Raw genomic sequence first — 14162 nt, 5'->3', positions numbered from 1 at the left:
GAGTATGCTGGCTGTGCGAGTATCAAAAGTTGTTTTGGTTGCCGCAATGGCGCTATTTGCAACACTGGTGGCGTTCGGTAACATAACCGACTACGGCAGTAACTTTGCTTTTGTTCAGCATGTCCTAATGATGGATACTATTTTTCCCAATGCCACGATTCATTACCGGGCTATTGAGTCCCCCTTTCTGCACCATGCCGCGTATATTTTGATTATTGCGGCCGAGTCGCTCGTTGCTATTCTTTGCTGGGTGGGCGCTTATCGATTACTGCTTAAGGCGCGTGCACCCGCAACTGACTTTAACCGCGCCAAACCCATTGCAGTTTGGGGGCTGTTGCTTGGCTTTCTGGTTTGGCAGGTAGGGTTCATGTCGATTGGCGGTGAGTGGTTTGGTATGTGGATGTCCGACCAATGGAATGGTGTTCCCGACGCGTTTCGCTTTTTCGTGACGATTCTGCTGGTATTGATCTACCTGGTTCAAACCGATCGCGATGAGGCCTGACGCAGCGGCATCTTTACAGGCCGGCATCCCGGCAATCTTCCTGAGACAATTCAATCTCGATGGTCGTGTGTGAAAGGTTGAATTGCTCCAGTGCGATTTTCAGGTCTGCTTTGATATTTTGATAATCGGAAATTGATGTGTCGTTTTGAACAACAACATGGGCGGTCAGTACGTGTTTTTCCCCATCGAGCGACCAAAGGTGAAGGTGGTGCACAGCCTGTGTGCCGGGCAAGCCAAGCAGAGTCTGGCGAACATCGTGCAGCAGTTGCGTATCCGGCACCGCTTGAAAAAACAGTTTCGCGGTTGACCACAGCATTCGGGCAACGTTGAACAGAATGAATAAGGTAAAGGCAATCGATAGCAGCGGGTCGAGAATGGGCCAATGGAAAAAATGCAACACGATTGAAAGTATCAACACCGCGCACCAACCCAGTACATCTTCAATTAAATGCCAGTTGAGTACCCGTTCGTTCAGCGTGTTGCCTTTACTGAGGCGGTAGGCGGCATATCCATTTACGCAAACGCCCAGTATTGCCAGCAAGAACATGCCTTCTGTAACCGGCATAATAGGGTTGTTCAGGCGGTTGAAGGCTTCGCTCAGTACCCAGGCCGATCCAGCAAGCAAAATGAGACCGTTTAAAGCGGCGCCGAGCAAGGACAGTCGCCGATATCCATAGGTGAATGTATAGTTTGCTGATCTTCGTCCCAGGCGTTGCAAAACCCATGCCGTACCAATCGACAAACTATCGCCCAGGTCGTGAACGGCATCCGCCATAATTGCAGTGCTTTGGGTGAGCATGCCGCCAATGAATTCAATAATGGAAAAGAGCAAATTCAGAAAAAAAGCCAGCGCGATACGTTTTTCTGATGACTGCTCGGGTGCGTGATGGTGGTGGTGATGGCCGTGCATAAGTTGCTTTCTATAAGGAATAACCGGCGTTGACGCGATTGCGCCCCGTTTCTTTTGCTTTATACAACGCCTCGTCTGCTTGTTTAAGCGCGGTGTCGATGGATTCGTTTGAGTCGGGGGACCAGTGTGTAACACCTAAAGAAAGCGTTAAACGACGGCATCCGGGAATGTTGTCCTGATTTGCGACGAATGCTCTTAACCTTTCGGCGGCCTGTATTGTCTGGTCAAGGGTAACGTCGGGTAAAAGCATCAAGAACTCTTCGCCACCGTTACGACACAGGATGTCCTCTTGCCTGGAGTGTTTTTTCATAACGTCGGCGAGATACTTAAGTACTTGATCGCCGGTGTTATGGCCGTACGTGTCGTTCACTTGTTTGAAATGGTCGATATCAATTGCGATCAGACCACAGGCATGTTCGTTTTGCTCAAGCATATTAATTGCATCCGCCAAGCCTCGCCTGTTTAGCAAGCCAGTTAGGGGATCTGTTTGTGCGGTTTCGTTGAGCTTGTCAATTTGGTGGTGGAACGAGGCCTGACTTTGCATTAAGGCGCGCTTTAGCTGGCGCGCTTCGAAATACCATGACCGGATTGAGTGCAACGAATGGTTTGGGTCGGTGGTGTGCAGCTCACGTGCGCGAATCGCCAGTTCTGTTAAGGGTTTGGCGATCAGCCTTGACACCCACCAGGCGAGAATCAGGATTGTTAATGCGGGAAAACTCGTATCAAGAATTAAGTCGAGCATGTTTGAAGTCAAGGGTTCCGTGATGTGCCCCGTGGGGCTTTGTGCTACAACCCCCCAGCCTGTGGCCGCAACGGGAGCGTATCCCGCAAGCATGTCTCGACCTTGACTGTTGATGACGCGCTGGGAACCTGTAAGCCCATGCAATACCAGGTCAATCACTTTGTTTTCGCCCACAATACTTCCCAGACGTTCGCGTGCCGGGTGATAGAGCAAACGCCGTTGTTCATCAACAGCGTATACGTATGACGTGTCGCTGTAATAGTGGTGCCCCAAAATGCCATCCAAACTATTTGCTTGCCCCAGATAAATCGCGCCACTTACAAAGCCCAGATAGTTGCCCTGGGGGTCGAAAATGGGTTGCGATATTGCGATGGTGAGTTGGCCGTTGTGGTTGTGGTATGGCGGACTAATGGTGGGCGCCTTGCGGTTTAGGGCAAGTTTTACACCCGTGCTATTCAAAGGGATGCCGGCTACGTCCGAACGGCCGGTAGAGCCGGCTTTAAGATTACCCGTGTTGTCGATGACGCCTGTTGCGCTGAAATCGTTGGTTTGGCGATAGAGTCGCTCAACCTCTTCGGTTTGTGTTTGGCGATTAAATTGTTGTCCGAGTCTCTTGGCGCTGACATTCAACTGTTGTAATGCATTTGCCAGGAAGCGGTCCGTGCTTTGCGCGATTTTGGTGGCGTAGGCATGATTGAGTTCAAGCCGGCTCTCCAGCAGAATGACCTGCTGGCGTTGATAGCTGGCAATAAAGGTGTTAATCATCATGACCAAACCGGTAACGATCGTCAGGAAAACAATCAGTCGACCAAGATTGAGGATGGGCAGTTTGAGCTTGAGTGGATTTTTCTTCATAGTGGGTTCAGGGCTTAAACAGCCCCGATCGGGTTTACGCCCTTGGGTGATGTTGGGCGTGGAGAGATTTCAATCTTTCTCTGGCAACATGCGTATAGATTTGCGTTGTTGAAATGTCGGCATGCCCAAGCAACATTTGAACAACGCGCAGATCGGCACCATGGTTCAATAAGTGGGTTGCAAAAGCATGCCGTAAAACGTGGGGCGACAGTGGGGTGTGAATATCGGCCAGAGCGGCATATTTTTTTATGATGAGCCAGAAAGCCTGGCGTGTCATGGCCCCGCCACGCTGGGTAACGAACAAGGCATCACTTCTTTTTGCACCAAGCAAGGCAGGCCTCGATTGTGTGCAGTAATCGTTGAGCCAGTGTTGCGCTTCTTCTCCCAAGGGAACCAGTCGATCTTTTCCGCCTTTGCCCATCACAACCCTTACAACGCCTGCATTAAGGTCGATTTCAAGCAGTTTTAAATTAACCAGTTCGCTCACCCGCAATCCTGTTGCATAAAGTGTTTCCAGCATGGCGCGATCACGTAAGCCTAGATCGCTCTGCGTGTTCGGGGCTTCGAGAAGCGCCTCCACTTGTTCCATCGTGAGCGTTTTTGGGAAGCGCGACGGCTGCTTTGCAGACTTCAGGTTCAGGCAAGGATCAATGCTAATCCGTTGTTGGCGCCGGGCCCAAAGATAATATTTTTTTAACGCGGCAAGGCGTCGGTTTGCGGTTGTTGCACGCGAGTTGGGGTGAAGATGGGCAAACCAGGCTTGAATATCTGCCGTTTGGGCATGGTCAATGTCGTACTTGCGGGTTTCTTCCAACCAGTGCGCAAAGGCGGTAATATCGCGGCGATAAGCCGCCAACGTGTTGTCGGCCAAGCCGTCTTCAAGCCAGATGGCATCAAGAAATGCGTGAATGGCATGATTCGATATCAGGCTCGGGTGGGCTGTTTTTTTCGATACGACCATATTGTCCTGCTTGTTTCGGTGTCTGAAGTGCGGCACAGTACACTCAACGTTTATGGTTAATGGCATGGCAATGAGCACCACTGTAACGGAATCCACTCACTTTGACCCCATTTCGTATGAGGGATTGCTAACATTCGATAGCCGAACTACGACAGTGCTGACTGTTAACAACCGTTATGCTAGGCGAATTGTCAGTGATTTGTCGTCGTTATTGGGGGTGTCACGACAGGTTGTAGCTTTGCCGGCTATTTTGCCATGGTCGTCGTGGGTTCGACAGATGTCAGATCAAAGGGCATTTGCGCCCGAGGCGAATATGCCTTCGTATGTGCTTGATCATTTTGGGGCCGGCCTTGTCTGGAAGCAGGCCATCGAACATGTCGAGCGTGATGCGCCACTTCTGGATGTTCAATCGGCGGTGCGTCTGGCAATTGAGGCGGATCGATTGATAGACGAGTGGGCGTTAAGCGTGCCCACGTTGCACGAAACACCCGACTATCAACGGTTTCGGGCCTGGCGTGAGCGATACCGGGCTTTGTTAATGGATCTTGGCGCAGAGGATGCGAACCTGGCTTTTGAAGGTGTATGCGAAGCATTTGAGTCTGGACGTTTGCCCTGTGCGGGGCAAATCGTGCTGGCCGGGTTTAGTGAGATCAGCCCAAGAATGGCGCGCTTGCTTGATTGCCTGGTTGCAGCGGGTTGCCATATTTATCGTTTGAAAAATGATCGTGTGCCTGCTCAGAACCGCACTCGTGTCTTGGCCGGTGATGCGATTGAGGAATGGGAAGCGGCCGTACGTTGGGCGCACGAGCGGTTGCGGCATTCTCCCGAGCAACGCGTAGCGATTGTGAACCCAAATTTGGAGCAGGATGCCGTGCTGGCGCATCGTCTGTTGGCACGAACACTTCAGGAGCCTGGTGAGTCGGCTCCCCTGGCTTTTAATATCGCTGTGGCCCGTCCGTTGATGGAGTGGCCTTTGGTTCGGGCCGCAATCCATTGGTTGGATGTTATTGGGGCCGTTTTGCGTGATCGTGCCGTTTCTCCTTCTGTCGCGGGGGCGGCGCTATTGGCCGGTGGTTGCGCTGCGCACGCGCAGGAAGCAGGAAAGAGGGCAGCTCTTGACGCTGTCTGGCGCCGCAATCGCGTGGTGAATATCAGTTTGCCCGAGTTTTCTCAATATTTGGCTGATGTGACACCTGTGTTGCATGAGTCGTGGGTGGCCACCATGCACCTTTGCGAGCAGGCGCCCAGCCGTCAGGGGGCGGTAGCGTGGGCTCAAACAATAAGGGAGTGGCTAACCGCGCTGGGTTTTCCAGGGGTGGAGACGCTCGATAGTGACACTTTTCAATCGTTGGAAGCCTTCGATCGCGTATTAACGCAATTTGCGCGTCAGGCTGCATTGTTGGGTTCTATTGGTGTAACGGAAGCCATCGCCATTCTGCGCCGATTGTTACGTGAAACGCTTTTCCAACCGCAACGTGACCCCACATCCAGGCTTGACGTCCTCGGCTTGCTTGAGGCTGAGGGCGGCCATTGGGATGCCCTATGGGTAATGGGGCTAACCGATAATGTGTTGCCGGCGGCACCTCGGCCCAATCCTTTAATACCGGCCGCTGTTTTGAAAGCGGCGCAAGCGCCACGAGCAACGCCCGAGAGGGAGTTACAGTGGGCGCAAGGGCTTTTTGAGGATTTGGTTTGCTGCGCGCCTGATGTGGTCGTGAGCCACGCTTTGCATGAAGGTGAAAGCGAGTTGCGCCCCAGTCCATTTATTGCAGGTTGGCCCATGCGGGCTCTAGTGCCGTCGGCGACGGCTGAAACCAATGAATCTGCTTCAGGTTCCCCCGTCGAAATGGATGTGTTGATCGACAATCAAGGGCCTGCGTTATTGCCGCAAGAGCGAGTTAGGGGCGGGGTACAGGTGCTGGATGATCATGCGCGCAATCCTTTATGGGCTTTTGTGAAGTATCGGTTACATGCGCGTCAGTTAAGCGACTATGCCGAACCGGGGGAGTCGAATGCCCGTGGCATATTTTTACACGGTGTCATGGAGCGGGTATGGCGGCATTTGCAAAGCCAGGACAAATTGCACGAGTCGGTTGAGCAAGGCCGGGTGAGCGCAATAGTACGTCTTTGCGCGGATGAAGCGGCGCAGCTTGCTTTGCCGGATTACAGTGAACGTTTGCGCCAATTAGAGGTGACGCGCGCCTGCACAGTGGTGGAACAGTGGCTGGAGGTCGAACAAAAACGGCCGCCGTTCTCGGTTTACGAGTTGGAGCGCCGACATGTATGGCAATACAAACATCTTGAGCTGGGTATGCAAATCGATCGCATTGATCTGTTGGCTGATGGTCGATGGCTGGTAATTGACTATAAATCGGGCAATGGCTCTGTTGATCCCAGGTCTTCGTGGACCCGTTCGCGCCCGGTCGATTTGCAACTTCCCTTGTATGCGGCAGTCTTGCAGCAAGAGTATGCGCAGTCTCAAGCGGAAAGCGTTGCCGCACTGGTATTGGCAAAGTTGCATGCACGCGGCAATGAAACAAGGGGCTTGGCCGACATCGACTGCTTTCCTGGGGTGGCGGCGGTGGAAAAGTGGACGTGGCCTGAAGCAACGGACAAAACGTGGGAACAGGTTTTGGTCGATTGGCGCCGGGCTATTTCGATGCTTGCTGATGAGTTTGTTTCCGGTGTAGCGGACAACCGTGTTTGGTCGGAACAGGATTTGCAGTATTGCGATGTCAAACCGTTCTTGCGACGTTTTGAGGGAGGGGTGTGATGGCTTCGCAAATGACTGATGCACTGGTGCGCCAACGCGCTTTGAATCCTGAAGAATCATTTTTGGTTCAGGCACCGGCCGGTTCAGGTAAAACCGAGCTTTTAACTGACCGGATATTGGCTTTGCTGGGGGTGGTTGAGCGGCCGGAAGAAATTGTGGCGATTACGTTTACGCGTAAAGCAGCGGCGGAAATGCATGCCCGCGTTCTGGGTAAACTTCAGGCCGCATCGGGGCCCGAACCGCAAGCGGAACATGCCCACTTAAGTTGGCGGCTGGCCCGTCAGGCAATGTCCCGGAATGACGAAAAGGGCTGGAAGCTTTTACAGTACCCCGCCCGGCTCAGTATTCGTACGATTGATGCGTTTTGCGCCTCGCTTGTTCGATCCATGCCTTGGATGAGCGAACTGGGCGGAATGCCTTCATTGTGTGACGATGCCGGTGCGCATTATGAGGCCGCGGCGCGCAACACACTCGAGTTGATTGATGACTATGAGCCCGTTGCCCAATTGGTTGCGCATCTTGATGTTGATTTGCGAGCCGCCAGGAGTTTGATTGCACGCATGCTGGCAACGCGCGACCAGTGGCTACCCTTGTTTGAGTCGGGTGCGGATCCAGCACTTTTGCAAGCGCATTTGCGTGAGGCAATTGAAGAAGACCTTGCTTATTTGCAGCAAAGCATGCCCGTTGGTTGGGCAACCCAATTGGCAGGCCCACTGGCCGAAGCCTCCAGAAACAGGGTTGAGCAAGGGGAGCAGGCGTTTGAGGTGTTGGCAACATGGGATGGGGCACCTTTTGGCGCCAATATCGGTTCTTTGCCTCAGTGGCAGGCGTTGGCTGATTTCCTGCTGACCAATAAGGAAGAGTTGCGAAAACGTTTGGATAAGCGCCAGGGTTTCCCGCCGGGGAGCACTGCCAAGACCCTTTTACAGGGATGGCTCGATGCGTTTGACAATAGTAGTCCCTGGGTGAGTGCATTAGCCGACATTCGGCAGGCGCCTTTGGGGTATACGCATCATCACCTCACGACGCTCCTGACCCTGTTCGATGTTCTACGGCTGGCTCACGCGCAGTTGCTTGTGCAGTTTTCTCAGCACAGCGAGGTGGATTTTATTGAAATTTCGCAGCGCGCACTGCATGCTTTGGGGCATCCCGATGCGCCCTCTGACCTGCTTTTAACGCTGGATGCGTCTATTTCCCATTTGCTCGTTGATGAATTTCAGGATACTAGTGAAACGCAGATCCGTTTGCTACAAAAACTGACCTCGGGATGGCAGCCGGGCGAGGGTCGAACGCTGTTTCTGGTAGGTGATCCAATGCAATCGATTTACCGATTTCGCAAGGCGGAAGTCGGTTGGTTCTTGCGAGTTCAACGTGAAGGCCTGGGTGATATCCCGCTTGTTTCTTTGCAATTGAACACGAATTTTCGGTCTCAGGAAACGGTGGTGGAATGGGTGAACCAGGTATTCAAACCTTTGCTTCCCCAGGTTGCCCACGCCGGTTTGGGCGCAATTCCTTATACCGAGTCGTCGGCTTTTCATGCGCAGTTGGACGGCCTGGGGGTGCATGTGCATGCGGTCGTTACGGGGGGCAAAGGCGGAACGCCCTCTATAGGTACAACATCTGCGGCGCAGAAAACATTATCGCTGGTTCAGGAAGCGCTGGCGCGCAGACCGGAAAGCGGACATCCTGTGGCGATTCTGGTGCGAGCGCGGGCGCATCTTCAAGATGTCGTTAACGAGCTATACCGGCATGGTGTCCCGTGTCGTGCCGTGGAGCTTGTCTCTCTGAAATCACGTCCGGTTGTGAATGATCTGGTTCAGTTGGCCCGGGCGCTGGCTCACTCCGGCGACCGTTTGGCTTGGTTATCGATTTTGCGTTCGCCGGTTTGTGGCTTGCGGCTCGATACGCTACATGCTTTGTTTGGAGAATATCCTCATAAGGCAGTACCCGATATTCTGTCTTCCTGCTTTGATGACGGTTTTCTTGACGGGCGCGGTATCAAGGGAGAGGAGGCCCTGCGTGTACGTCACGCATGCGCAGTTCTGTTGGATCAACGAAACCGTTCGGGCCGCATGCCTTTCGCTGCGTGGCTGGAAGCATGTTGGCGGCGGCTCGGAGGCGAAAAAGTTTATTCCCAGGTAGCGGATCGTGCAGATGCACAAAGCCTTTTGCAACTGGTAGAACGTTTGGCACCTTACGGTGGCTTGAACCCCGTTGAATTGGAACAACAGATTGAACGGCTTTATGCGGCCCCACGAAGTACCGAAGGCGCTGCAGTGGAGGTGATGACGATTCATAAGTCCAAAGGTTTGCAGTTCGACACCGTTATCCTGATGGGATTACATCAGGGAATCAGGCGGGATGAAACGCCGTTGATGCGTGTCGAGATGGCTGAAGGGCGTGTCTTGTTGGGTCCGATTCAGCAGCGTACCGCGGGTAGTGTTGATTCGTTGGCAGAGTATCTGGGACGCAGGGAAAGAAAGCGCGCCGATTACGAAATTGACCGATTGTTATATGTTGCTGTAACGCGTGCCCGTGAGGCTTTGCATTTGATCGTCGATGTGGATGTTGATGATGAAGGGGCTGTAAAACCCCCGACACCAAATAGTTTGTTGGGGCGCCTGTGGCCCGCTATTGAGGCCGCCACGGTATCGCAGGTTCAAACTGAAAATCATTCTTCAGAGCGCGCTGATGCGAACGTCGAATCGTCGCGTAATGGGGCCCCGCCTTCTGATAATTGGTCTGCACTCGCGCGCTTGCCTAGGGCATCCCTTACCCCTGCACGGCCGGCAATTGCACCTGTTTCCGCCTCGTTGCAATTTGGCGCTCGTGACGCCTGGATTCAGGCGAATCAAGATGAGGCCATTGCGGGTATTGTTGCTCACGGCTGGCTGGAGCAAATTGGGAAACAGGGAGAGCAGGTGTGGCGCGACCTATCCGAAGCCGGGCGAGAACAGGTTGTTCAGCGTCAGTTATTACGTGCCGGCTTGTTTGATCATCGGGTAACCGAGGCAATACGGGTTGTATGCGAAACAATTGAGTGCACATTGTGTAGCGAACGGGGGCGCTGGTTACTTGGTTTGGCCGATGCGTATCGTGAGTGGGCGTTGCTTGACACGGACGGTCGTGTTTCAGTGATTGATTTGGCCGTTCATAATGAAGCGGGGTGGTTGGTGGTGGATTACAAAACAGGTTGCCCCGCGCCCGGGGAATCTACTCAAGGATTCGTTGCACGAATGCAGTCACGGTACACCGACCAAATGGCGCGTTACCGGCAGTCGGTAGCTGCGCTTGATGGTCGTCCGGTACAAACGGCGCTCTACTTTCCACGCGCTGATATCTGGATTTCCGATAGTGAATCGGATTCCTGTTAAACTTTGGCTTGGCGGGCCCCTTCGCATGGTTCGGCGGCAAACCTGGTCAGGTCGGGAACGAAGCAGCCATAGTCGTTTAGAACCAGTGCCGAAGTCAGGCTCGCCTTCTTCATTAAAGAATACTTCATGACGTATTTGGTACTGGCGCGCAAATGGCGGCCCCGCTCGTTTGACACTCTTGTTGGCCAGGATCATGTGGTCCGGGCGCTGACGCACGCGCTTGACACGCAACGCCTGCATCATGCCTGGTTATTTACGGGCACCCGTGGTGTCGGTAAAACCACACTATCGCGTATTTTGGCCAAATCGCTGAATTGTGAGAAAGGCATCACGTCATCGCCGTGTGGGCAGTGTCAGGCATGTACTGAAATTGATGCCGGGCGTTTTGTGGATTATGTTGAGCTTGATGCTGCGTCGAATCGTGGTGTCGAGGAAATGACGCAGCTGCTTGAGCAAGCGGTATATGCGCCCGGCGCGGGTCGTTTCAAGGTTTACATGATCGACGAGGTTCACATGTTAAGCGGCCATGCGTTCAACGCCATGCTGAAAACGCTTGAAGAGCCGCCTCCTCATGTCAAGTTTATTCTGGCAACGACCGATCCCCAAAAAATTCCGGTTACGGTGTTGTCGCGGTGTTTGCAATTCAACCTGAAACAAATGACCGCCGAAGGTATTGTGGGGCATTTACAGGCAATTCTTGACGAAGAGGCTATCGAGTTTGAAATCCCGGCGTTGCGCCTGCTCGCTCAGGCTGCTTCGGGCTCAATGCGTGATGCGCTTTCGTTAACTGACCAGGCTATCGCTTACAGCGCGGGCCGTGTGTCGGCCGAAGATGTGCGTGGCATGCTGGGCACCATCGACCAGCGCTATCTGGTTCGATTGCTTGATGGTTTGACGGCCCGAGACGGCGCGGCAGTCGTACAAATTGCCGATGAGCTTGCCATTCGTGGTTTATCGTATAGCGGTGCTCTGGCTGATTTTTCGACTCTGTTGTCGCGCGTGGCAATCGAGCAACGTGTGCCCGGTGTTACGCCGGAAGACGATCCTGCGTGTAACGATATCAAGGCGCTTGCTCAAAAGCTGTCGCCTGATGTCGTACAGCTTTTTTATACAGTGGCGGTCCATAGTCGTTCTGAACTTGCGTTGTCGCCCGACGAGTACGCCGGGTTTGTGATGGCGTGCCTGCGCATGCTGGCTTTGCTGTCAGGCGGGGCGCCTGAACCTCCTTCGGGACCAACGAATACCAAACGTACTCAACCTGATTCAAAACCTGCACCGGTGGCCCGAACCGACCCAAATACCCGTGCGCAAACCACTACAACGACGCAGAGTCGGGATCCTGAGCCGGCTGCCGAGACAGCAGCGGAAGTCGAGGTGCAGGGGGAAGATCACGGCCAGGCAGAGGAGCCCAGTCAGGCAGAGGATCTCAGCAACCCAGACGATGTGCCTGCCTGGGAAGAGATTACAACTGAGCCCGAGCCGACTTTTGCCGATGAAATCGATACTCAATCGCAAGAGACATCAGATATCGACGCCGGTGATGACCCAGAACCCCATGCGGAGTCTTTGTCGGAAGATGATTTCATGTTGCCGGTATCCGATTTCGACGAGCCGGCAAACTATCACGAACCCATCAGCGGCAATCGGCCTGTTTCGCCGACGTTAAAGAAAATGACGGCCAAAGACTGGCCGGAACTGGCTGCGGGTCTGGCGGCAACCGGTGTCGCTGCGGAGCTGGCGCGCCAAAGTGAATGGCTGGGCGTGGACAATAGTGAAATTATTCTCCGGGTCGCGGTCAGAACCTTGGCTGAAAGTCCCGGTAAAGCACGTCTTTGTACATTGCTGTCGGAACATTTCGGGCAAGTGGTAACACTGCGCGTTGAGTTTGGCGTAACGGGTTCCGATACCGCTCATGCCGTCCAGCAGGCAGAGCGTCAAAAGCGTCAGCATGAGGCCGAAGCGGCGGCGCAAAGTGACCCGCTTGTACTTGATTTATTGCGTGAATTTGATGCCAGAATCTTGCCTGGGTCAATTGTTCCGCTAAATGACAAAGCAGCGTGATTTTGTAAAGGTTGGGTTTGTCTTTGTCAGTATGATTGTTTTGTCGAATATTTTTCCAGGGAATGAATAGACATGATGAAAAACCAGATGGCAGGCTTGATGCGTCAGGCCCAGCAAATGCAGGACAATATGAAAAAGGCTCAGGAAGAGCTGGCAAATATTGTGGTGGAAGGTGCAGCCGGCGGTGGCCTGGTTAAAGTTTCCATGAGTTGCCGTCATGACGTAAAGCGGATCACCATTGATCCCAGCTTGCTTGAAGACGATAAAGAAATGCTGGAAGACCTGGTCGCAGCGGCGTTCAACGACGCCTTGCGCAAAGCGGAAACTGCGTCACAGGAAAAAATGGCTTCGGTGACAGCGGGTATGCCCTTGCCTCCGGGAATGAAGCTGCCGTTCTAATGGATGCTCAGCTGCCCGAACCAGAGCCGCTAAAAACTTTGGTGGATGCGTTGAAGCGCTTGCCTGGGGTTGGCGTTCGTTCGGCTCGCCGGATGGCTTACCATTTGCTTCAGCATGACAAAAGTGGCGCGCTAACGATTGCCGACGCACTCGCGCACGCTGTTTCCAATTTGCGCCATTGCCTCCGATGCAACAACTTTACCGAAGCGGAAGTTTGTTCGGTTTGTGCGGGGACGCGTCGTGACCCGACGCTGCTGTGTGTGGTGGAAACGCCGGCAGACCAGAACATGCTTGAGTCGAGCCACGGCTATCGTGGCTTGTATTACGTGTTAATGGGTCGGCTTGCGCCGCTCGAGGGCGTGGGGCCGGTGGAGCTGCAGTTCGAGCGTTTGCTGACACGCGCAACGGATGGGGTAGTGACAGAAGTCATTTTGGCCACAAATTTCACCCCGGAAGGTGAGACGACGGCCCATTACCTCACGGAGTTGCTGCGCGCCCGCGGCTTAGCAGTATCGCGCCTGGCGCGCGGGGTACCAGCCGGTAGTGAGCTTGAGTATGTGGACGCCAGTACATTGGCCTGGGCGCTGATCGAGCGGCGCGATGCCTGAGTACATTTATCCGGCCTTCGCCTGCTCAAGCAGTTGGTCCAACTGAACGGCATCGGCAACAAAAACACGAATCCCTTCAGCCAGCTTTTCGGTGGCCATAGCACTGTCATTCAGCAGGTAGCGAAATGAAATTTCGTCGCAAGGCAGTGTTTCAGTAGCGTTTTTCTGTGCTGACTCAGGACTCAACTGCCGGGTGATGGGCGCTTCCGACGCCGACAGTGTTTGCAGCAGTTCCGGGCTAATGGTTAACAGATCGCAACCGGCCAGCGCAATAATTTGGCCGACATTGCGAAAGCTGGCACCCATGACTTCAGTTTTAATACTGCGGGCTTTGAAGTAGTTATATATGGCGGTAACCGACTGCACCCCGGGGTCATTTACGCCAGTATTCGCCTGTTCATCCCATTTATCGGCGGCTGACTTCTTGTACCAGTCGTAGATTCGCCCTACAAACGGAGAAATGAGTTTCACGTTCGCATCGGCGCAGGCAACCGCCTGGGGCAGGCAGAACAGCAGGGTTAAGTTACAACTGACTCCTTCCGCCTGCAGAACGCGTGCGGCCTGGATACCTTCCCATGTCGATGCAATTTTTATCAATACACGTTCTCGCTCGATGCCTGCTGCCTCATACAGGCCGATGATGCCGCGGGCACGCTCAATGGTTTTTGTTGTGTCAAATGACAGGCGCGCGTCAACCTCGGTTGACACGCGTCCGGGAATGATACGCAGGATTTCCTGCCCGAAGGCAACCAGCAAGTGGTCGGCGAGTTCCGTCAGGTGAGCACCGGCATGATCTTTAACAACCTTGTCGAGCAACGGGCGGTATCGTTCTTTTCGTACCGCTTTAAGAATCAGTGAGGGATTGGTTGTGGCGTCGGTTGGACGATGTTCACGCATAACATCGAAGTCGCCCGTGTCGGCGACAACGGTGGTGTACTGACGCAAAGATTCAAGTTGATTAGGCATAAGACAGCTTT

General features: G+C 53.7%; 10 protein-coding genes and 1 other RNA gene. 7 read left to right on the top strand and 4 right to left on the bottom strand.

Going from position 1 to position 14162, the window contains the following annotated elements; translation table 11 throughout:
* The first annotated feature begins 7 nt into the window (after positions 1 to 7).
* Positions 8 to 502 carry a DUF2165 family protein gene (locus tag CJO09_RS10065; protein WP_119442275.1) on the top strand — a complete coding sequence of 165 codons (495 nt, stop codon included), beginning with the start codon at positions 8 to 10 and terminating at the stop codon, positions 500 to 502.
* Positions 503 to 515: 13 nt separating this feature from the next.
* Here the strand turns inward: CJO09_RS10065 and CJO09_RS10060 are convergent, their stop codons facing one another.
* From CJO09_RS10060 to xerD, 3 genes are read right to left on the bottom strand one after another with little or no spacing between them, the layout of a single operon-like run.
* Positions 516 to 1412 (bottom strand): cation diffusion facilitator family transporter, encoded by an 897-nt coding sequence (locus CJO09_RS10060; RefSeq protein WP_119442213.1) that lies wholly within the window; start codon positions 1410 to 1412, stop codon positions 516 to 518.
* A 10-nt stretch (positions 1413 to 1422) separates the two neighbouring features.
* Complete coding sequence (locus CJO09_RS10055; protein WP_119442212.1) at positions 1423 to 3009, bottom strand: sensor domain-containing diguanylate cyclase; 1587 nt, start codon at positions 3007 to 3009, stop codon at positions 1423 to 1425.
* 34 nt (positions 3010 to 3043) lie between these two features.
* Positions 3044 to 3970, bottom strand: coding sequence for a site-specific tyrosine recombinase XerD (gene xerD, locus CJO09_RS10050; RefSeq protein WP_119442211.1), 927 nt, complete (start codon positions 3968 to 3970; stop codon positions 3044 to 3046).
* 70 nt (positions 3971 to 4040) lie between these two features.
* On the opposite strand from xerD, the gene CJO09_RS10045 reads away from it, so the two are divergent.
* The 6 genes from CJO09_RS10045 (at position 4041) to recR (ending at position 13185) form a co-directional block, all read left to right on the top strand.
* Positions 4041 to 6743 carry a PD-(D/E)XK nuclease family protein gene (locus CJO09_RS10045; RefSeq protein ID WP_158582745.1) on the top strand — a complete coding sequence of 901 codons (2703 nt, stop codon included), beginning with the start codon at positions 4041 to 4043 and terminating at the stop codon, positions 6741 to 6743.
* Between the two features lie 11 nt (positions 6744 to 6754).
* On the top strand, positions 6755 to 10117 hold the full coding sequence (locus CJO09_RS10040; RefSeq protein WP_245961288.1) for a UvrD-helicase domain-containing protein: 3363 nt from the start codon (positions 6755 to 6757) through the stop codon (positions 10115 to 10117).
* A 10-nt stretch (positions 10118 to 10127) separates the two neighbouring features.
* Positions 10128 to 10225: signal recognition particle sRNA small type (ffs, locus tag CJO09_RS10035), an RNA gene on the top strand.
* Positions 10226 to 10243: 18 nt separating this feature from the next.
* A complete protein-coding gene (gene dnaX, locus CJO09_RS10030) occupies positions 10244 to 12178 on the top strand; it encodes a DNA polymerase III subunit gamma/tau (protein WP_119442208.1) in 1935 nt (644 codons plus the stop codon).
* A 72-nt stretch (positions 12179 to 12250) separates the two neighbouring features.
* On the top strand, positions 12251 to 12577 hold the full coding sequence (locus CJO09_RS10025; protein WP_114421093.1) for a YbaB/EbfC family nucleoid-associated protein: 327 nt from the start codon (positions 12251 to 12253) through the stop codon (positions 12575 to 12577).
* Entirely contained in the window at positions 12577 to 13185 is a 609-nt protein-coding gene (gene recR / locus CJO09_RS10020) for a recombination mediator RecR (protein ID WP_119442207.1), read from the top strand. Before CJO09_RS10025 ends, recR begins: the two co-directional genes overlap by 1 nt.
* A 6-nt stretch (positions 13186 to 13191) precedes the next feature.
* On the opposite strand, the gene tal is transcribed toward recR, so the two are convergent.
* Complete coding sequence (gene tal, locus CJO09_RS10015; protein WP_119442206.1) at positions 13192 to 14151, bottom strand: transaldolase; 960 nt, start codon at positions 14149 to 14151, stop codon at positions 13192 to 13194.
* Positions 14152 to 14162 lie beyond the last annotated feature (11 nt).

The organism is Neopusillimonas maritima, from assembly GCF_003576595.1.
GTDB lineage: Bacteria > Pseudomonadota > Gammaproteobacteria > Burkholderiales > Burkholderiaceae_B > Neopusillimonas > Neopusillimonas maritima.
The sequence above is the reverse complement of the archived record's forward strand: the minus strand, read 5'-3'. Positions and strand labels throughout refer to the sequence as shown.

Excerpts from the sequence above, each read along its gene's own strand:
- CJO09_RS10060 (WP_119442213.1), bottom strand. The coding sequence starts at position 1,412 with ATGCACGGCCATCACCACCACCATCACGCACCCGAGCAGTCATCAGAA.
- CJO09_RS10055 (WP_119442212.1), bottom strand. The coding sequence starts at position 3,009 with ATGAAGAAAAATCCACTCAAGCTCAAACTGCCCATCCTCAATCTTGGT.
- xerD (WP_119442211.1), bottom strand. The coding sequence starts at position 3,970 with ATGGTCGTATCGAAAAAAACAGCCCACCCGAGCCTGATATCGAATCAT.
- CJO09_RS10045 (WP_158582745.1), top strand. The coding sequence starts at position 4,041 with ATGAGCACCACTGTAACGGAATCCACTCACTTTGACCCCATTTCGTAT.
- CJO09_RS10040 (WP_245961288.1), top strand. The coding sequence starts at position 6,755 with ATGACTGATGCACTGGTGCGCCAACGCGCTTTGAATCCTGAAGAATCA.
- dnaX (WP_119442208.1), top strand. The coding sequence starts at position 10,244 with ATGACGTATTTGGTACTGGCGCGCAAATGGCGGCCCCGCTCGTTTGAC.
- CJO09_RS10025 (WP_114421093.1), top strand. The coding sequence starts at position 12,251 with ATGATGAAAAACCAGATGGCAGGCTTGATGCGTCAGGCCCAGCAAATG.
- recR (WP_119442207.1), top strand. The coding sequence starts at position 12,577 with ATGGATGCTCAGCTGCCCGAACCAGAGCCGCTAAAAACTTTGGTGGAT.
- tal (WP_119442206.1), bottom strand. The coding sequence starts at position 14,151 with ATGCCTAATCAACTTGAATCTTTGCGTCAGTACACCACCGTTGTCGCC.